Genomic DNA, 19,826 nt, shown 5'->3' on the forward strand with positions numbered 1-19,826 from the left:
ATCGCCGCGGGTGTCTCTGCCCGTCTCTTGCCGTTCTTTCGTTTAGCTCGCCAGACGCTCGATGAGCGCCATGTCGTCGCTGGTCACCAGCTTCTCGATGTCCATCAGGATCAGCATGCGGCCTTCGACCGTGCCCAGACCCGTGATGTATTCGGTAGCCAGTTGAGCGCCGAACTCGGGGGCCGGCTTGATTTCGCCGCGTGCGAGGGTCAGCACGTCGGACACGCCGTCCACCACCATGCCGACCACGCGGCCAGCAACGTTCAGAATGATCACCACCGTCTGCGTGTCGTACTCGACGCGGCCCAGACGGAATTTGATGCGCATGTCGACGATCGGCACGATGATGCCGCGCAGGTTGATCACGCCCTTGATGAAGTCGGGCGCGTTGGCAATGCGCGTGACGGCGTCGTAGCCGCGAATTTCCTGCACCTTCAGGATGTCGATGCCGTATTCCTCTTCACCGAGCGTGAAGACCAGAAATTCCTGGCCGTCGCCCTCGGTCTGCATGGCGCCGCCCTGGCGCGACATGGCATGCTCTTGCGAAAGCTTTTCCATCTGACGACTCTCCGACTTCAGTTGAAGATGGTGGCCGACGCCGAACGCTGGCCGCGCTGAAGCGCCGCCACGTCCACGATCAAAGCCACACTGCCGTCACCCATGATGGTGGCGGCAGAAATACCGTGAATACGGCGGTAATTGGTTTCGAGGTTCTTCACCACGACCTGCTGCTGGCCCACCAGCTCGTCGACGAGCAACGCAAAGCGACGGCCTTCGGCTTGCAGAATCACGATGATTCCCTGCGTCGGGTCGAAGCGCGCCTCAGGCACGTCGAACGCGCGATACAACTCCACGAGCGGCAGATACTCGCCGCGCACCAGCACGACTTGTCCCTCGCCGGTCACCGCGCGAATGTCGTCGCGGCGCGGTTGCAGCGACTCCATCACGAAGTTCAGCGGCAGGATGAAGATCTCGGTGCCGACCTTGACGGACATGCCGTCGAGAATGGCCAGCGTGAGCGGCAGCACGATGCGGATGGTGGTGCCCTTGCCGCGCGTGGACAGAATCTCCACGTGGCCGCCCATCTGCTGAATGTTTCGCTTGACCACGTCCATGCCCACGCCACGGCCCGACACGTCGGTCACGGCTTCGGCGGTCGAGAAGCCCGGCGCGAAAATCAGCTGCCAAACTTCCTCGTCCGGCATCGAATCGGACACGTTCATGCCCTGCTGCTGCGCCTTGGCGAGAATCTTCTCGCGACGCAGACCGGCACCGTCGTCGCTCACTTCGATCACGATGTTGCCGCCCTGATGCGCTGCGGAGAGCACCAGTTGGCCGACCGGATCTTTGCCCGAAGCAAGACGCGCTTCCGACGTTTCGATACCGTGGTCGAGGCTGTTACGCACCAAGTGCGTGAGCGGATCGATGATGCGCTCGATCAGGCTCTTGTCGAGTTCGGTCGCCTGACCGAACGTGACCAGTTCGATCTGCTTGCCGAGCTTGGTCGCAAGGTCGCGCACCAGGCGGGGGAAGCGGGAGAACACGTAGTCCATCGGCATCATGCGGATGGACATCACGGCTTCTTGCAGGTCGCGTGCGTTGCGCTCCAACTGGCCCATGCCGTTGAAGAGGCGGTCGTGCAGCATCGGGTCGAGGCTGCTGGCGGTTTGCGCAAGCATGGCCTGCGTAATCACCAGTTCGCCCACCAGGTTGATCAACTGGTCGACCTTCTCGACGCCGACGCGAATCGAGCTGTTTTCGTGCCCGGCAGCGCCGCCAGCAGCAGGTGCCGCTGCGCGCTTTTCGGGCGGATGCGTGCCGTTGCCACCATTGCCAGCGCCTGCATGGGCGACCGGGGCGGGCGGCACGACGATCTGTTCGGCGGCAGGCGGGGCGACAGGCGCAGCCGGGACTTCGATCTGGGCCGGGGCAGCCGCCGCGACGGGGATCGGCTCGAAGAGTTCGACGGCAGGCTGTGCGGCGGGTTGGGCGACAGGCGCAGCAACCACCGGAGCCGGTGCACTCGCGGCCGCGGCGGCAGCGGCGGCATCTTGCACGTCGATCTGCGACGGTTCGATCACGAAGCAGCACACGGCGAGAATGTCGTCGGCGCCGCACGTCGTGTCGAGCCACAGATGCAAGGCGTTGTCAGCGGAATGGCGTCCGGCCACGTGCCCCAGATTGCCTAGCTCTTCGGCGAGCAGCGTCTGGTCTTTCTCGCTCACGCCCGTGAGCGTGACCTTCAGACGCGTCTGCCCCGGCGCAACCGGGCTCGTCGGCGCGCCGCTGGCATCGGGTGCGGCTTCCGGTGCGGCGACCGGCGTAGCGGCAGCGGCCACGGGTGCTGATGCAGCGGGCGCTACCGGTGCAGCAGGCGGGGCTTCGCCGCTTTCTTCTGCCGCCAGGCGCTGGAGCACCGCGCAGATGCGCGTCATCGCCTCGACATCGGGTTCACTGGAGGCGCGGTAGGCATTCAACTGTTGATGCAACACGTCTTTGGTTTCCAGGAAGGTGTCGACCATCTCGGTGCGCAACTGCAACTCGCCGCGACGCGCGCGATCGAGCAGGTTTTCCAGCAGGTGAGTGGTCTCGGTGAGCGCGGTGAAGCCGAACGTCGCGGCGCCGCCCTTGATCGAGTGCGCGGCGCGAAAAATCGCGTTGAGCTGCTCGTTGTCCGGTGCGCTCACGTCGAGCGCCAGCAGGAGGTGCTCCATCTCTGCGAGCAACTCTTCCGCTTCATCGAAAAAGGTCTGGTAGAACTGGGTGATATCCACCGGTGTGCCTCGTCCTAACTTGGTTGTGCCGTCGACGCCATCATCTTCATGCGCCCGCGCCGACGAGCGAGCCCACCACGTCGACCAGTGCCTCGGGGTCGACCGGCTTGATCAGCCAGCCGCTTGCCCCGGCGTCACGGGCCGCCGTCTTGTATGCGCCATCGACTTCTGTGGTGAGCACCAGAATCGGTGTTTGTGCAAACGCATCGAGCTCACGCAGTGCACGAATGAGCGACAGCCCGTCCATGCCGGGCATGTGCTGATCGGTCAGCACCAGATCGAAAGTCGCGCTCGATGCCAGGGCCAACGCCTCTTGCCCATCGCGTGCCGTGGTCACGGCGTAGCCGGCTTCATCGAGCGTGGCTGCCAGAATCTGACGCATCGACGCGGAATCGTCGACCGCGAGAATCGTGTTGCGTGATGCCTGCATGCGTCTCCTCTTCTTATCGGTTATCTGGCTGCGGTCCCGGCAGCGCCGGGAACAGCCGGGGCCGCGGGCGGTGCCGGCGGGGACGGAACGCCCGGGGGCAGCGTGCCACCGTTGATCGCAGCGTTCAGCGCGTCGACACCGCCGCGCGCATTCGTTGCATCGACCGTCGGCTGATCGGCCTCGTGCTTCACGCTGGCTTCGGCACGGCGATTGAGCACGATGATGCTGATGCGGCGGTTAATCGGGTTGTAAGCGTCGTCGCGATCGAGCGGCACCGTCGAGGACAGCCCCACCACGCGCAACACCTTCTCGCCATCAAGTCCGCCCGCGATCAACTCGCGGCGCGAGGCGTTCGCACGGTCGGCCGACAGCTCCCAGTTGCTATAGCTCTTGTCGCCCTGCGCGTACAACGTCGCGTCGGTGTGACCCGACAAGCTGATGCGGTTAGGTACGTCGTTGAGCGACTTACCGATCTCGCGCAGGATGTCACGCATATACGGCTGCACCTGCGCGCTCGCGTTGGCGAACATCGGCCGGTTCTGATCGTCGACGATCTGAATGCGCAGGCCTTCGGTCGTCACGTCGATCAGCAACTGTTTGCGGAATTGCTTGAGCGTCGGGTTATTCTCGATCGCCTTCTCGATGCGCGCCTTGAGTTCGCGCAAACGCTGTGCATCGGCGCGCTCGGCGAGCTCGGTCGTCGTGGCTTGGCGCGACTTGACCTGATCGCCACGCGACTTCTGACCGTCGGTGCGCGTCGTGTCGGTGCCGCCGCCGGGAATTACGCCGCTGTTGTCCGCCGCGTTACGCCCGCCCGTGAGGGCCACTTTGAGCGGCGTGCGGAAATACTCGGCGATGCCCGTCAATTCCTTGCTGCTCACGGAACTGAGCAGCCACATCAGCAGGAAGAACGCCATCATGGCCGTCATAAAGTCGGCGTAAGCAATCTTCCACGCACCGCCATGGTGGCCGTGCCCGCCGGCTTTGCGGCGCTTGACGATAATGGGCCGCTCTTCTTTCTCGCTCATTGCTGCCGCCCGTCAACGTGCCTTGACCTGACGCACGTGCTCTTCGAGCTCGGCGAACGACGGACGCACCGTGGAGTACAGCACCTTGCGGCCAAACTCCACCGACAAGGCCGGTGCGTAACCATTCAGGCTCGCCAGCAGCGTGACCTTGATGCACTCGTACAGCTTGACCGACTCGTTGATGCGGTGCTCGATGAGCTGCGCGAGCGGCGAGATGAAGCCGTACGCCAGCAAAATGCCGAGGAAGGTGCCCACGAGGGCCTGTGCAATCAGCGCGCCCAGCACGGCCGGTGGCTGGTCGGCCGACGCCATGGTGTGCACCACGCCCATCACGGCCGCCACAATGCCGAAGGCCGGCATCGCGTCGCCGGTCTTTTGCAGGCAGTGGGCCGGCACTTCGCCTTCGTGGCGGTACGTTTCGATTTCGTGATCCATCAGGTTCTCGATTTCGAACGCGTTCATGTTGCCGCTGACCATCAGGCGCAGATAGTCGGTGAGGAATTCCATGATGCGCGGCTCGCCCAGAATGCGCGGGTATTGCGAGAACACCGGGCTCGACGCCGGGTCTTCCACATCTCCTTCGATGGCGAGCATGCCGTCTTTACGTGCCTTGGCCAGCAGCACGTACAGCAGCGCCATGAGCTCCATGTAGAGCTCTTTGGTGTATTTCGAGCCTTTGAACAGCATCGGCAGCGCCTTCATCGTCGCCTTGATCGCCTTGCTGTTGTTGCCCACCACAAACGAGCCGACGCCCGCGCCACCGATGATCAGCAGCTCGGTCGGCTGAAACAGCGCGCCCAAGTGACCTCCGCCGATGACGAAACCGCCAAAGACCGAGGCAAGAACGATGATGTAACCAATGACGACAAGCACTGCCGGATACCTCTCGCAAAAATACGTCTACGGAAAAATGTCCTTCCTGTTCAGAGGGCTTAACGGCAGACACGCAGGGAAACTGTAGGGGGTGCGACCTCGTGACGATGACGCGGGTTATGCAGCGAGCGGCGAAATGTCCGTGCCATCCGGACCAGGCAAGGCTGCCGGGGCAACGGCGTCGGCCGGTGCCAGATCGGCGGCGTGTGCGTGTTTTGCTTTCCGTGTCTTACCGGCACGCGACGGCGGCGCGCAAAGTCCGCAAACATACTGACCGTGCGGTTCGTGTGCATGCGTGACGAAATGGCCGCCGCAGCGCGTGCACGGCGTCATTTGCAGCATCTTGCTGTCGAAGAAACGGACCAGCGTCCAGGCACGGGTAAACCCGAGCACCGCTTCCCAGCCGTGCAGTTCGACGTGCTCGAGATAGAGACGGTAGGCCTTGACGATGGCCTCGATGCCCTGGCAGCCGCCGTGATGCACGAGGTGCCGGTAGATGTTGTGGAAAAGCGACGAGTGGATGTTCGGCAGCCAGGTCACGAACCAGTCGGTCGAGAACGGCAGCATGCCCTTGGGCGGCGAGGCCCCCTTGAGCTCTTTGTAGAGCTTGATAAGGCGATCGCGGCTAAGGCTCGTTTCCGCCTCCAGCAACTGGAGTCGGGCGCCGAGTTCGATCAGTTCGATGGCCAGCTGAATTTCACGGGCCTCGAGGACGACGCTTTTGGTACGCATATGCAGGCTTCCTGGCAGGTGACGCGGCGCGCTACCCCCGGGCAGCGCGCGAATTACATCGCGTACTTAGCCGATCTGCTCGACGGGTTGCCCCGCGAGCAGAATCGATGCGTGCGACTGCTGCATACCCACGTCCTTCGCACCGTGCGTCAGGGTCGAGAGGATTACGTGGTCGTCAAAGCGAAATCGGCACAGAAGCTGGTTCGACCCCGCGAATTTGACGAGTTGTGCCAAGGTGAGACTGCCGAGCACGTCGGCAAGTTGGTCGCTGATGCCAAGGCGGAACATCGCCGCGGCACGGTCCTCGCGAATCAGGCGCTGGGCCAGTACGAGGTAGGAGAGATTCAACTCACGAATCTCATTCAGTGTTTCGCTGTTTCGCATGCGGCCCCCCGGCGCAATGGATGATCTGGCGGTACTACTGCAATTTCCCTCGCATTGTGGATAAAGGCGAAAGATAAAGAAATCGGAGAAAAACTACATGAAGGGGCAAGAAAAGCGGAAGTTTTTTGTAGGAGTTTTTCCTACAGGCGGGGCGCGAGCTGCCCCTGCGATGCATTCGGGGGGAATGATCGGGTGTGAAAAGACGCGGCTTCACAGGCATGTCACGAAGCTGCGCTCTACTACTCATCTGTATTTCGGCACTGGCGCGCCGAACTTTAGCCATCTTTTGCAAAAATTTTGGGGGGCTTTTGCAAAGCGGCTGGATCGTACTTTGCCGACCGGTTTCACGCCGGAACAGTGCAATTACAAAGTGTTACAGGTGTAGTAACACTTTCCGAATCCCAGGTTTGGAAGGAAAGCTCGGGCAAAGTTCCCTAACGCGAGGCAACGCTCGCGCCCGATGTGGGCGAATCAGCACCGATCAGGCGCCGACATGCGCGCCCGAAGTCATGCCTTGCCCGGTGCGGGCGGCAGCGCCGCCGGACCTGCGCGGCGAATCAAGACGGTGTGGAAACACCACGACAGCACGCCGCACACGGCGATCACGGCCGCCATCGGCACTGCCGAGCGGGCATGCAACATCCCCACTGCCGCACCAGCGCTTGCCGCTGCGAGGAACTGCAACGCGCCCAACAAAGCCGAGGCTGCACCCGCCCGTTGGTGCTGGCGGTTGAGCGCTTCAGCCACAGCGTTCGGCTGCGAGAAGCCAAGGCTGGCCACATAAGCGAAGAGCGGCACCATCAAGCCCATCAGCCCACCGAGCTTCAGACCCGCGACGGCCAGCAGCACCAACCCAAGGATTGCGACCAGATTGTTGGTACGGCGCAACACATCGGCCGGACGGCGTTTGCGCAGCAAGTGCGCGTTGATCTGTGAGCCGAAGATGATGCCGCAGGCGTTCAGGCCGAACAGCCACCCGTAGTTCGCCGGGTCGACCCCGTAGAGATTGATGAAGACGAACGGCGACCCCGTGATGTACGCGAACATGCCCGCCTGTGCCACGCCACCGGCCAGCGCGTTGCCCATGAACTCGCGGTCACGGACGAGCACGCCGTAGTTATGCCAAGCCGTCGCGAGCCAGTGACGGGCCTGTTTGGCCGCGTGGCGGGTCTCGGGCAACCAATACACGGACATGGCAAAGCAGATAGCGCCGAAGACCGTCAGGCCCCAGAAAATCCAGCGCCAGCCGACGAACATCAGTACCTGACCGCCGACGAGCGGCGCGAGGATGGGCGCGGCGCCCATGATGAGCGTCATGCGCGATAGCACACGGGCGACGGTGTTCGTGTCGAACAGGTCGCGCGCCATCGCACGGGCGATCACGAAACAGGCACAGCCGCCCACCGCTTGAATGAAGCGGCAAACGATCAGCGTTTCGATATTGGGAGAGAGAGCACAGCCCGCCGATGCGAGCGTATAGAGCGCGAGCCCAGCGTAGAGCGGGCGTTTGCGGCCGAACCGGTCAGCCAGCGGCCCGTGTAGCAACTGCCCGAGGCCCAGCCCGATGAAGAACGATGCCAGCGTGAACTGTGCCGCCGCGTCCGTCGTGTTCAGTTCCCGCGCAATGGCAGGCAACGCCGGCAGATACATGTCGATCGACAACGAGCCGATAGCCGACAGAATGCCGAGAACGAAGACGGTACGGAGGTAGTTGGTGGGCATGGCGGGCACCTAGGGTAATCCCGAATCATACGTGATTGTCCAGGTGCCCGTCGGGAGTGGGCCTGTCAGGCCGTTTTTTCCTCGCTAAGTCCGAGCGACTCGACCATTTGTTCGCGCATGATGAATTTTTGCACCTTGCCCGTGACAGTCATCGGCATGTCGTCGACGAAACGGATATACCGCGGCACCTTGTAGTGGGCGATCTGATCCTTGCAGAACTCGCGGATATCGTCTTCCGTGGCGCTCTGCCCCGGCTTGAGCACGATCCACGCGCAGACTTCCTCGCCGTACTTCGGATCGGGCACGCCGAACACTTGCACCGCCTGAATCTTCGGATGTCGGAACAAGAACTCCTCGATCTCGCGCGGGTAAATGTTCTCGCCGCCGCGAATGAGCATGTCCTTCACCCGGCCGACGATGTTGCAGTAGCCGTCCTCGTCGATGGTGGCGAGATCGCCGGTGTGCATCCAGCCGTCGCGGATCGCGTCGCGCGTGCGCGGCTCGTCATCCCAATAGCCCTGCATCACGGAGTAGCCCTTCGTGCACAACTCGCCCTTTTCGCCCACCGGCACGATCTCGCCTGCGGCATCCACCAGCTTGACTTCGAGGTGCGGCTGAACGCGGCCCACGGTGCTCACGCGCTTTTCCAGCGGGTCGGTCGTCGTGGTCTGGAACGACACCGGGCTGGTTTCCGTCATGCCGTAAGCGATCGTCACTTGGCCCATGTGCATCTGGCTGATCACGCGCTTCATCGTTTCGATCGGACACGGCGAGCCCGCCATGATACCGGTGCGCAGCGTGTCGAAATGGTAATTGCCGAAGTCTGGGTGATCGAGCTGCGCAATGAACATCGTCGGCACGCCGTGCAGCGCCGTACAGCTTTCTTCCGACACGGCCGCCATGGTCGCCTTCGGATCGAACGCCTCGCCCGGGAAGACCATCGTCGCGCCCGTCGACACGCACGCCAACACCGCGAGCACCATGCCGAAGCAGTGATAGAACGGCACCGGAATGCACAGGCTGTCGTGCTCGGAGAACTTCATCGCCATCGCGATGAAGCGCGCGTTATTCACGATGTTGTGGTGCGTGAGCGTCGCGCCCTTCGGGTTGCCGGTGGTGCCGCTGGTGAACTGGATGTTGATCGCGTCGTGGCAATCGAGCGCGTCGGAGATGGCGCGCAATTTGTCGAGGCTCGCGTCGGCACCAAGCGTCACGACGTCGCTGAAGTTCATCATCCCCGGCGTGATGCCCGTGCCCATGCGAATGATCGTGGTGAGCGTGGGCAACTTCTCGGACTTCAGCAGGCCCGGTTTGCTGTGTGCCAGCTCGGGGGCGAGCACGTTCAGCATGTCGAGGTAACGCGACGACTTGAACGACTCGGCGGCGACCAGCGCTTTGCAGCCGACTTTGTTGATCGCGTATTCGAGTTCTGCCAGCCGATAGGCCGGGTTGATGTTCACGAGCACGAGACCCACGCGCGCGGTCGCAAACTGCGTGACGAGCCATTCGACGCGATTCGGCGACCAGATGCCGACGCGATCGCCCTTCTTCAGTCCCAGCGCAATCAGCCCGGCAGCGAAGGTGTCGACGTGCGCGATGAATTCGCGCCACGTCCAATCGACTGCCTGCTCGCGGAACACCACCGCCTGACGCTCAGGAAACGTCGAAGCGGTCTCGGCGAGCAGACCGAACACTGTGAGCGATGAGAGCGGCACCGTCGTGTCGCCCTTCACATACGACAACCCGTTACGTGGGACTACGCCTGCAACTTCCCGGCTTTCCATGCTTTTGTCTCCTGATACTGAAGCCATGCTGAAATAGCGAAATGCTGTCGCGCCCGGCACTACCGTTGGCTGGTCTTTACAACAATAGCGCGTCACGCTGCGTTGACGTTTACGTTAACGTAAATCGAGTGACGTAACGAGTGGGGATGGCCCTGAGAAAGTGCGATGGATTGAAAAAACAAAAGCTCCACGCACTTTCATGCATGGAGCTTTCTGCATCGTTCGTCACACCGACATTACGGTCGGCACGACGACAACGCCAATTTACAGCTTTGCCTTGCGCAGCTTGCTGATCGCAGCGAGTTGGGCGATCGCTTCGGCCAGTTCGGCTTGGGCTTTCGCGTACTCGATGTTCGAGTCTTTGTTCGCAAGTGCTTCTTCCGCGCGACGCTTGGCTTCGGCGGCTTTCGCCTCGTCCAGGTCTTTACCGCGGATAGCGGTGTCGGCGAGCACGGTCACCGTGTCCGGTTGCACTTCGAGAATGCCGCCTGCCACGAAGACGAAGTCCTCGTTGCCTGCTTCGTCCTCGATGCGCACGGCACCCGGCTTGATGCGCGTGATCAGCGGCGTGTGGCCGGGCAAAATGCCCAGCTCGCCGGCTTCGCCCGGCAGCGCCACAAAGCGCGCACGACCCGAGAAGATCTGCTCTTCTGCGCTGACGACGTCTACGTGAATGGTTGCCATAATCGCTCCCGTTGAGTGTGATGAAGCGGCAGGAGCATGAGCGCGGTCGTTACCGCCCTCGCCCCGCTACCCCGCCGTTCGACAGTCACCTGCCGGTGTGGCGCGCGCCTCGTGAGAGACCCTCGCCAACGCCCGGCACTCAACCGTTTACTGCATCTTCTTGGCTTTTTCGAACGCTTCGTCGATCGTGCCGACCATGTAGAACGCCTGCTCGGGCAGGTGGTCGCATTCGCCGTCGACGATCATCTTGAAGCCGCGGATCGTTTCCTTGAGCGGAACGTACTTACCCGGCGAGCCCGTGAACACTTCTGCCACGTGGAACGGCTGCGACAGGAAACGCTGAATCTTACGAGCGCGTGCCACTGCCAGCTTGTCGTCCGGCGACAGTTCGTCCATGCCCAGAATCGCGATAATGTCGCGCAATTCCTTGTAGCGCTGGAGCGTCGATTGCACGCGGCGGGTCACCGTGTAGTGCTCTTCGCCAATCACGTTCGGGTCGATCTGACGCGAGGTCGAGTCGAGCGGATCGACTGCCGGGTAGATACCCAGCGAGGCGATGTCACGCGACAGCACGACGGTAGCGTCCAAGTGACCGAAGGTGGTTGCCGGCGACGGGTCGGTCAAGTCATCGGCAGGCACGTAGACGGCTTGCACCGACGTGATCGAGCCCTTCTTGGTCGACGTAATACGCTCTTGCAACTTACCCATTTCTTCAGCCAGCGTCGGCTGATAGCCCACGGCCGACGGCATACGGCCGAGCAGTGCCGACACTTCGGTACCGGCCAGCGTGAAACGGTAGATGTTGTCCACGAAGAACAGCACGTCGAGACCTTCGTCACGGAAGTGCTCTGCCATCGTCAGACCGGTCAGCGCGACGCGCAGACGGTTGCCCGGCGGCTCGTTCATCTGGCCGTACACCAGCGCGACCTTGTCCAGAACGTTCGAGTCCTTCATTTCGTGGTAGAAGTCGTTCCCTTCACGGGTACGCTCGCCCACGCCGGCAAACACCGAATAACCGCCGTGTTCCTTGGCGATGTTATTGATGAGTTCCATCATGTTCACGGTCTTGCCCACACCGGCGCCACCGAACAGACCCACCTTACCGCCCTTGGCGAACGGGCAGATCAAGTCGATAACCTTGATACCGGTTTCGAGCAGTTCCGTCGACGGCGACAGCTCGTCGAATGCCGGAGCCTTCTGGTGAATCGAACGCGTGTGGTCTTGTGCAATCGGACCGGCTTCGTCGATCGGACGGCCAAGCACGTCCATGATGCGGCCCAGCGTCGGCTTACCAACGGGCACCGTGATCGGCAGACCGCTGTTCTTCACCATCATGCCGCGGCGCAGGCCTTCGGCGGAACCCAAACAGATGGTACGAACCACGCCATCGCCCAGCTGCTGCTGAACTTCGAGCGTCAGTTCCGAACCGTCCATAATGAGCGCGTCGTAGATCTTCGGCATGCTATCGCGCGGGAACTCCACGTCGATCACGGCGCCGATGCACTGTACGATTTTGCCTTCAATCAAAGCAGTACTCATCGCTTTTCCTTTAGATACTCAAATTCATTTCGCCTTGCGGCGCATCGGCCCGTGCCATCGCTTAAACAGCGGCGGCGCCACCCACGATTTCGGACAGTTCCTTCGTGATCGAAGCTTGACGGCCCTTGTTGTAGACCATCTGCAATTCACCGATCACGGTCTTCGCGTTGTCCGATGCGGCCTTCATGGCCACCATACGGGCGGACTGCTCCGACGCCATGTTCTCTGCGACTGCCTGATACACGACCGCTTCGACGTAGCGCACCAGCAGGGCATCCACCACCGTCTTTGCATCCGGTTCGTAGATGTAGTCCCACGAATGCTGAGCCGGCACTGCGCTCGCTTCTTCCGATTGGCCTTCCAGCTTCTCGGGCAGCGGCAGCAGTTGTTCGACCACGGCTTCCTGCTTCATCGTGTTCACGAAGCGGTTGTAAGCCAGGTACACGGCATCGAGCTTGCCTTCGGCGTACGCGTCGAGCTGCACCTTCACGGCGCCGATCAACTTGTCGAGGTGCGGGGTGTCGCCCAGTTGCACGACATGCGAGACCACCTTCGCGCCGATACGGTTCATGAAGCCGAAGCCCTTACCGCCGATAGCGGTCGCTTCGATCTTCAGGCCTTGCGCTTCGATTTCCTTCATCTTGCTCACCACGGCACGCAGCACGTTGGTGTTCAAGCCGCCGCACAGGCCCTTGTCCGTCGTCACCACGATGATGCCGGCCGCTTTCGCGTCCGCATGCTTCACCATGAACGGGTGGTGGTATTCCGGATTCGCCTGGCCCATATGCGCGGCGATCTGGCGTACCTTCTCAGCGTACGGCCGGGCATGACGCATGCGTTCCTGCGCCTTGCGCATCTTCGACGCGGCCACCATTTCCATGGCCTTGGTGATCTTGCGCGTGTTTTGCACGCTCTTGATCTTGCCGCGAATTTCCTTCATTCCAGCCATTGCTTACTCCTTGTCTCGGCGCGACGTCCGCTGTTGCCTGAACATCGCGCCTTCCCGGGTCCGTTGAATAGTTACCGATTCAACCGGATTAGTAAGCGCCGGTCTTCTTGAAGTCCTTGATCGCAGCGTGCAGGGCGGCTTCGTCGTCCTTCGAGAGATCTTTGGTCTCTTCGATACGGCCGATGAGCGCGCCGTGGCTGGTCTTCAGAACTTCGCGCAGACCCTTTTCGAACGGCAGGACCTGAGCGATTTCGAGATCGTCCAGATAACCGTTGTTGGCGGCGAACAGCGACACGGCCAGTTCCCACACTTGCAGCGGCTGATACTGCGGCTGCTTGAGCAGTTCCGTCACGCGGCGACCGCGCTCCAGTTGCTTGCGGGTGGCTTCGTCCAGGTCCGAAGCGAACTGCGCGAACGCAGCCAGCTCACGGTACTGAGCCAAGTCGGTACGGATACCGCCCGACAGCTTCTTGACAACCTTCGTCTGAGCAGCACCACCAACGCGCGACACCGAAATACCGGCGTTAATTGCCGGACGGATACCTGCGTTGAAGAGGTCGGTTTCCAGGAAGATCTGGCCGTCGGTAATCGAAATCACGTTCGTCGGAACGAATGCGGTCACGTCACCGGCTTGCGTTTCAATGATCGGCAGTGCGGTCAGCGAGCCGCTTTGGCCCTTGATCGCGCCGTTCGTGAACTTCTCGACGTACTCTTCCGAGACGCGAGCGGCACGCTCGAGCAGACGCGAGTGCAGATAGAACACGTCACCCGGGTAAGCTTCACGGCCCGGCGGGCGGCGCAGCAGCAGCGAGATCTGACGGTAGGCCCAAGCTTGCTTGGTCAAGTCGTCATAAATGATCAGCGCGTCTTCGCCGCGGTCGCGGAAGTATTCGCCCATCGTGCAACCGGCGTACGGTGCGATGAACTGCATAGCGGCCGAGTCCGAAGCGGTGGCGGTCACGATGATGGTGTATTCCATCGCGCCCATCTCTTCGAGCTTGCGCACCACGTTCATGATCGACGAAGCCTTCTGGCCGATCGCGACGTAGACGCAGGTCACGCCCTTGCCCTTTTGCGAAATGATCGTGTCGATGGCCACAGCGGTCTTACCCGTCTGACGGTCACCAATGATCAGCTCACGCTGGCCACGGCCGATCGGCACCATGGCGTCGATAGCCTTGGTACCCGTTTGCAGCGGCTGCGACACCGACTTACGCCAAATCACGCCCGGGGCAATCTTTTCGATTGCGTCGGTCATCTTGGCATTGATCGGGCCCTTGCCATCGATAGGCACGCCCAGCGCGTCAACGACGCGGCCTTTCAGTTCCGGACCGACCGGCACTTCCAGAATGCGGCCCGTGCACTTGACGGTGTCGCCTTCCGAGATGTGCTCGTATTCACCCAGAATCACGGCGCCGACAGAGTCGCGCTCGAGGTTCAGTGCCAGACCGAAGGTGTTGCCCGGGAATTCGAGCATTTCACCTTGCATCACGTCCGACAGGCCATGAATGCGGCAGATACCGTCAGTCACCGAAATCACGGTGCCTTCGTTACGGACTTCGGCGCCGCTCTCGAGACCTTGAATCCGGCTCTTGATCAGTTCGCTGATTTCAGAGGGATTGAGTTGCATATGTGCTCCTGATATTCAATTCTTGCCGTCGCAGGCGATTCGCGCCGGCCGTCAGGCCGTCAGCGACGTCCGCATGGCCGCCAGGCGGGCGCGCACCGAAGTGTCCAGCACCTCGTCGCCAACCACCACACGCACGCCACCGATCAGCGACGGATCTACCGTCACGCTCGGGTTGAGCTTGCGGCCGAACTTGTGCTCGAGGCCCTTGACCAGCGAGGTCAGTTGCTCACCTTCGAGCGGGAAGGCGCTTTCGATCGTGGCATCCGCCGAACCGGCGGCAGCGTTCTTCAACGCTTCGAACTGCTCGGCGACTTCCGGCATGGCAGCCAGACGACCGTTTTCGACCACAGCGGCGACGAAGTTGCGCACTTCGGCGTCGGTCGATTTCACGGCAGCCGTCAGCACGTCGACGACTTGCGCCGGCGTAACCTTGGGATCGTCGGCCAGATTGGCCACTTCGGGAAGCGCTGCCACTTGCGCCAGTTCGCGCACCAGCTCCGACCAGCGATTCAGGTCACCGGCCTTGGCCACGCGGAACAACGCCTCAGCGTACGGACGAGCGATGGTTGCGAGTTCGGCCATGATCAGAGCTCTGCCTTGAGTTGGTTCAGCAGGTCGGCGTGGGCCTTAGCGTCAACTTCACGCTTCAGGATTTGCTCGGCGCCCTTAACGGCCAGACCGGCAACTTCTTCGCGCAGCGATTCACGGACCTTGACGGCCTGGTTATCGGCTTCGGCTTTGGCGTTGGCGATGATACGGGCAGCTTCGGCTTGCGCTTGCTGCTTGATCTCTTCGGCCACGGCCAGCGCGCGCTTCTCGGCGTCGGCAATACGCTTCGCGCCTTCGTCGCGGGCATCCGCGAGCGCTTGCGTGGAGCGCTTGTTGGCGGCTTCGAGTTCGGCCTTGCCCTTATCGGCAGCAGCCAGACCGTCAGCGATTTTCTTCGCGCGTTCGTCGATAGCCTTGATCAGCGGCGGCCACACGAACTTCATCGTGAACCATGCCAGGATCAGAAACACGACGGTTTGCGCGAACAGAGTTGCGTTGATGTTCACGGTGTTCCCTTTCGGTGTTGCGAGTCGATTGGCAAAACAGCGCGCCCCATTGTGCCAGCTGGCTTGGGCGCGCCGTTCATGTCCAGTGGGTCGCGCGGATCAGTGCGCGACCATCCGAAAGAAACTTAAGCGAGCTTCGACAGCAGCGGGTTCGCGAATGCGAACAGCATGGCAACGCCCACGCCGATCAGGAATGCGGCGTCGATCAGGCCAGCCAGCAGGAACATCTTCGTTTGCAGCGGGTTCATCAGTTCCGGCTGACGTGCGCATGCTTCGATGTACTTACCGCCCATCAACGCGATACCCAGACAGGCGCCGATGGCACCCAGACCGATGATGATACCGATACCGATGGCGGTCAGACCCTGGATGTTAGCGATGAAAGCTTGCATGATTACTCCTATTGGTTAGAGACTTGAAACTTTAAATTTGAAAAACCGAAAAACTGGGAAACACGTAACAACCGCAACAACCGATCAGTGATGGTCGTGCGCCTGGCCGATATACACCAGCGTGAGCATCATCATGATGAACGCTTGGAGCAACACGATCAGGATGTGGAAAATCGCCCATGCGGTGCCGGCGATGACATGACCGACAAAACCCAGCACCGACGCATCTGCGCCAAAACTCCAGATACCACCCAACAGCGCGATCAGCAGGAACACCAGTTCACCGGCGTACATATTGCCGAACAGTCGCATACCGAGCGACACGGTCTTGGCACAGAATTCGATGAGGTTGAGCAGCAGGTTCGGGATCCACAGCAGGAAGTGGTTGCCGAACGGTGCCGTGAACAGCTCATGCATGAAGCCGCCCGCGCCCTTGATCTTGAAGCTGTAGTACAGCATCAGGATGAGCACGCCAACGGCGATACCGAGCGTGCCGTTCAAATCGGCCGTCGGGACAATACGATGGTGGGTAATGATCGAACCGAGGCCGACCCAGCCGATCACCTTCGACGGCAGGTCGACGGGCAGCAAGTCCAGCGAGTTCATGAGCGCGACCCAGACAAACACGGTCAGCGCGAGCGGGGCGATGAAGGCACGGTTGCCATGCACGATGCTCTTCGACTGGTCTTCAACCATTTCGACGAGCATTTCGACCGCAGCTTGGAAACGGCCCGGCACACCCGAGGTGGCCTTACGGGCAGCCATCCACAGCAGGAAGCAGCCCAGCGCGCCCATCGCGATCGACCAGAACATGGTGTCCCAGTTGATGATCGAGAAATCGACGATATTCGTCTGCGTCGAGCTCGCGAGGTTTTGCAGGTGGTGCGAAATGTACTCCGACGGGTTCGGAGCGTGGCTACCGGCTTCTACTGACATAGCGATCAAACACCCAATTATGAAAATCCGCACACGGCAGCGCGCGACGCGTGAGCGGAATTGACCGCTACTTGAATGCCATCGCCAGCCAATAGGCCTTTAGCGTCAGCACGAAGGTGACCAGCAACGCTACCCAGTGAACTCCCGGATAACCGAACGCTATGGCCACCAACAACGCAATCGTCGTTGCTACCTTGACCGCCTCTCCCATCACCAACGAACCGACAGAGAGACGATCACCTGAAATTCTTAGCCGCAGCGCAAACAAGGCGCCCGGCAACCAACCCATCATTCCGCCCAGCCAAGCGGACACCGCGGCCTCTTGGGGCGATGTCGAGAGTACCCACCAAGCCAGTGTCGCCGCGAGCGACAACAGTACCTGGGCACCCACCACTCTGAATGGAGTCACACGGGATGCGCGCCCCACATCGGGACCGAACAGGCGCTCGGCCTGCGCACGCGTGAGCGGAACGATTGTTTCTTGCTCCTGCTCGTCGTCCCAAACATCATCTGTTGCATGCGCCGGCGCTTGCGGTTTCGGTTCCAAGTTCGACCGTATTTCATCGGCCATCTCGTACCTCCCCGCCCGACTCGTGCAAAACGAATGGGCTCTTCAAGCAGTTAAACCCGCGAGATTTTACGGGAGATTACGAACGCCAGTCAATTGAAACACGCAACAAATTCGCCGAAACTGTGCAGTGCATGCTTCGATTTGGCGCCAACTCTCACGGAGTGCGTATTTCCTCATGGTGCAGCGCGGCATTCGTCCGGAAGGCCGCGCAATCACGACATCTACGTGTCGTTCGGGGGGCGTTCAGACCCATTTCAGTGCAGCGAACCCCAGTCCCAGTGCCACCAGGTAAAACGGAATCGAAACCCAATGAAAGTGCCACCAGATCTTGCGCGATTTCGCCATGCGCAATGCAATCAGGTTGGCCAACGACCCCACCGCCAGGCCGAAGCCTCCGACTGCCACACCGTGCGCGAGTGCAGGCCAGTTCTGGCTGTATTCCGCGAGCAGAATCGCTGCGGGCACATTACTGATGAATTGTGACAACACCGCCGCGCCGAGATAGGCGCCGAGTGTGCTGGAGAAGTCCACATGCCCGAGCGCGGTGCGCACTTCCGGCATTTCCGCCACGCCGCGCAACACCACAAACATCAACACGAAGATGGCGAGCAGCAGCCAGTCGATGCCGAGCACGGCGTTCCGGCGCGCAACAAGCAAGACCGCGACCACCCCAGCGCAGGCCCACGTCGCAAGCCCGTGATCGGCCAGCGCCACGAAACCGACGAACAACGCGAGGGCTATCCATAGCAACGGCCAGCGCACATCGTGCGACGGCCCCCGTCGTTGAAAATGCAGCGGGCGCGAATCGAATGCAAAGGCGCACACGGCCAGCAGCAGCGCCATGAGCGCCACGGTGATCGGCGTCATCATCGCGACATAGCCGCCGAAGCCCAGCCCGCTGTGCTGCCAGAGAAAGAGGTTCTGAGGGTTGCCGAGTGGCGTCAGACTCGACCCGGCATTCACCGCCAGCGCGAGAAAGATAATCAGGCGCTCGATGCGCACCGGCGCAATGCGTGCGAGCGATTGCGCAAGCGGCACCACGGCGAACAACGCCACGTCGTTGGTGAGCAGCGTCGAGAGTGCCGCTGCAAATGCGACCATCAACAAGGCAAGACGCCGCTCGGTGCGAAACCATCGCAACAAGCGTTGCGCGAGCCAGTCGAGAAAGCCGCTCTGATCGATGGCCCGCGTGAGCATGAGCAGGCCGGCGAGCGTGAGGATGGTGTGCTGATCGATTCGCGCGAACAATGCGCCGACACTCGCCGGACGCATTATCTGCAACGCGACGAACGCAATCAGCAGAATGACGAGTACGCGATCGCTGCGCACTCGCTCGAACAACTTGGCCAATGAGCGCGTCACACGCGTCACGTGCGACACTTCGGACGAATGCTGCGCCTCATTGGTCATGTGAGAACAATCAGGACACCGATATTATTCAGCACGAATGCGCGCAAGAATGCCGTCGAGTGCGTCGAGGCTGCCGAATTCGATCGTGAGTGCGCCTGCGCCTTTGCGACCGACTTTGATCTTCACGTTCGACGCGAGCAGATCCGACAACTCCTCTTCGAGACGCGTCACATCGCGCCCGCCCTCTTCTGCCGAACGGCGGCGAATGCCATCGCCTTGCGGCTTGAGCGACGCGTTCACGATGCGCTCGGTATCGCGCACCGACAGGCGCTTATTCACCACCTGATTGGCCAGCGTGATTTGCGTGGCGGCGTCGACGGAGAGCAGCGCACGCGCGTGTCCCATATCGAGATCGCCCGCGAGCAACATCGTCTGCACCGGCTGCGCGAGATTGAGCAAACGCAGCAAGTTCGACACGGCACTGCGCGAACGGCCGAGCGATTCGGCCGCTTGTTCATGCGTGTAATTGAATTCACCGAGCAAGCGCTGAATGCCCTGCGCCTCTTCCAGCGGATTCAAATCTTCGCGCTGAATATTCTCGATGAGCGCCATCGCGGCGGCGGCTTCATCGGGCACGTCGCGCACGAGCACGGGCACTTCCGACAACCCGGCAATGCGCGCGGCACGGAAGCGCCGTTCGCCGGCAATAATTTCGTACTTCTCACCATCGACGCGGCGCACGAGAATCGGCTGCATCAGCCCTTGCGCGCGAATGCTCGCGGCGAGCTCCTGCAATGCACCCTCGTCCATGCGCGTGCGCGGCTGATACTTGCCCGCCTGAAGGCGGTCGAGCGTCATCACCGACGGTGCGCCCTCGATGGCAGCGGCAGCTTCGTCTGCGCCATTATGGTTATCGGCGTGCGCGCCTAGCAGCGCTTCGAGGCCGCGGCCCAGGCCCTTCTTTTTCAGTGCGTTGGTCTTGGTCGCCATGAC

20 protein-coding genes are annotated in these 19,826 nt (G+C 61.4%); all 20 read right to left on the minus strand.

Features of this window, described 5'->3' with window-relative positions; translation table 11 throughout:
* Positions 1–42 precede the first annotated feature (42 nt).
* Positions 43–558, minus strand: coding sequence for a chemotaxis protein CheW (locus PPN31114_RS10065; protein WP_150679391.1), 516 nt, complete (start codon positions 556–558; stop codon positions 43–45).
* A gap of 17 nt (positions 559–575) precedes the next feature.
* Positions 576–2,774: a chemotaxis protein CheA gene (gene cheA / locus PPN31114_RS10070; RefSeq protein WP_150679392.1), complete on the minus strand. Its 2,199-nt coding sequence runs from the start codon at positions 2,772–2,774 to the stop codon at positions 576–578.
* 46 nt (positions 2,775–2,820) lie between these two features.
* Positions 2,821–3,204 carry a response regulator gene (locus PPN31114_RS10075; RefSeq protein WP_150679393.1) on the minus strand — a complete coding sequence of 128 codons (384 nt, stop codon included), beginning with the start codon at positions 3,202–3,204 and terminating at the stop codon, positions 2,821–2,823.
* Between the two features lie 20 nt (positions 3,205–3,224).
* Entirely contained in the window at positions 3,225–4,232 is a 1,008-nt protein-coding gene (motB, locus tag PPN31114_RS10080) for a flagellar motor protein MotB (RefSeq protein ID WP_150679394.1), read from the minus strand.
* 12 nt (positions 4,233–4,244) lie between these two features.
* Positions 4,245–5,105 (minus strand): flagellar motor stator protein MotA, encoded by an 861-nt coding sequence (gene motA / locus PPN31114_RS10085; RefSeq protein WP_023598342.1) that lies wholly within the window; start codon positions 5,103–5,105, stop codon positions 4,245–4,247.
* Between the two features lie 117 nt (positions 5,106–5,222).
* Positions 5,223–5,837, minus strand: coding sequence for a flagellar transcriptional regulator FlhC (gene flhC, locus PPN31114_RS10090; protein ID WP_150679395.1), 615 nt, complete (start codon positions 5,835–5,837; stop codon positions 5,223–5,225).
* Positions 5,838–5,903: 66 nt separating this feature from the next.
* Positions 5,904–6,221 carry a flagellar transcriptional regulator FlhD gene (gene flhD, locus PPN31114_RS10095; RefSeq protein ID WP_010807753.1) on the minus strand — a complete coding sequence of 106 codons (318 nt, stop codon included), beginning with the start codon at positions 6,219–6,221 and terminating at the stop codon, positions 5,904–5,906.
* A 507-nt stretch (positions 6,222–6,728) separates the two neighbouring features.
* Positions 6,729–7,943 (minus strand): Bcr/CflA family multidrug efflux MFS transporter, encoded by a 1,215-nt coding sequence (locus tag PPN31114_RS10100; RefSeq protein WP_150679396.1) that lies wholly within the window; start codon positions 7,941–7,943, stop codon positions 6,729–6,731.
* Positions 7,944–8,008: 65 nt separating this feature from the next.
* Positions 8,009–9,727: an AMP-binding protein gene (locus PPN31114_RS10105; protein WP_150679397.1), complete on the minus strand. Its 1,719-nt coding sequence runs from the start codon at positions 9,725–9,727 to the stop codon at positions 8,009–8,011.
* A 264-nt stretch (positions 9,728–9,991) separates the two neighbouring features.
* The gene (locus PPN31114_RS10110) at positions 9,992–10,411 is read right to left on the minus strand and encodes a F0F1 ATP synthase subunit epsilon (protein ID WP_150679398.1); all 420 of its coding nucleotides are present in this window, start codon (positions 10,409–10,411) and stop codon (positions 9,992–9,994) included.
* 147 nt (positions 10,412–10,558) lie between these two features.
* Complete coding sequence (gene atpD / locus PPN31114_RS10115; protein WP_150679399.1) at positions 10,559–11,950, minus strand: F0F1 ATP synthase subunit beta; 1,392 nt, start codon at positions 11,948–11,950, stop codon at positions 10,559–10,561.
* 61 nt (positions 11,951–12,011) lie between these two features.
* Positions 12,012–12,899 (minus strand): F0F1 ATP synthase subunit gamma, encoded by an 888-nt coding sequence (gene atpG, locus PPN31114_RS10120; RefSeq protein ID WP_150679400.1) that lies wholly within the window; start codon positions 12,897–12,899, stop codon positions 12,012–12,014.
* 88 nt (positions 12,900–12,987) lie between these two features.
* Entirely contained in the window at positions 12,988–14,529 is a 1,542-nt protein-coding gene (gene atpA / locus PPN31114_RS10125) for a F0F1 ATP synthase subunit alpha (protein WP_150679401.1), read from the minus strand.
* A gap of 51 nt (positions 14,530–14,580) precedes the next feature.
* Positions 14,581–15,111 (minus strand): F0F1 ATP synthase subunit delta, encoded by a 531-nt coding sequence (locus tag PPN31114_RS10130; RefSeq protein WP_150679402.1) that lies wholly within the window; start codon positions 15,109–15,111, stop codon positions 14,581–14,583.
* 2 nt (positions 15,112–15,113) lie between these two features.
* Positions 15,114–15,584 carry a F0F1 ATP synthase subunit B gene (locus PPN31114_RS10135; protein ID WP_150679403.1) on the minus strand — a complete coding sequence of 157 codons (471 nt, stop codon included), beginning with the start codon at positions 15,582–15,584 and terminating at the stop codon, positions 15,114–15,116.
* A 125-nt stretch (positions 15,585–15,709) separates the two neighbouring features.
* Positions 15,710–15,976, minus strand: coding sequence for a F0F1 ATP synthase subunit C (atpE, locus tag PPN31114_RS10140; protein ID WP_010807762.1), 267 nt, complete (start codon positions 15,974–15,976; stop codon positions 15,710–15,712).
* An 84-nt stretch (positions 15,977–16,060) separates the two neighbouring features.
* Entirely contained in the window at positions 16,061–16,912 is an 852-nt protein-coding gene (gene atpB, locus PPN31114_RS10145; protein ID WP_150679404.1) for a F0F1 ATP synthase subunit A, read from the minus strand.
* A 67-nt stretch (positions 16,913–16,979) separates the two neighbouring features.
* On the minus strand, positions 16,980–17,483 hold the full coding sequence (locus PPN31114_RS10150; RefSeq protein ID WP_150679405.1) for an ATP synthase subunit I: 504 nt from the start codon (positions 17,481–17,483) through the stop codon (positions 16,980–16,982).
* Between the two features lie 243 nt (positions 17,484–17,726).
* Positions 17,727–18,893, minus strand: coding sequence for an SLC13 family permease (locus tag PPN31114_RS10155; RefSeq protein WP_150679406.1), 1,167 nt, complete (start codon positions 18,891–18,893; stop codon positions 17,727–17,729).
* A gap of 24 nt (positions 18,894–18,917) precedes the next feature.
* The gene (locus tag PPN31114_RS10160; protein WP_150679407.1) at positions 18,918–19,823 is read right to left on the minus strand and encodes a ParB/RepB/Spo0J family partition protein; all 906 of its coding nucleotides are present in this window, start codon (positions 19,821–19,823) and stop codon (positions 18,918–18,920) included.
* Positions 19,824–19,826 lie beyond the last annotated feature (3 nt).

The sequence above is a fragment of the Pandoraea pneumonica genome, assembly GCF_902459645.1.
GTDB classification, from domain to species: domain Bacteria; phylum Pseudomonadota; class Gammaproteobacteria; order Burkholderiales; family Burkholderiaceae; genus Pandoraea; species Pandoraea pneumonica.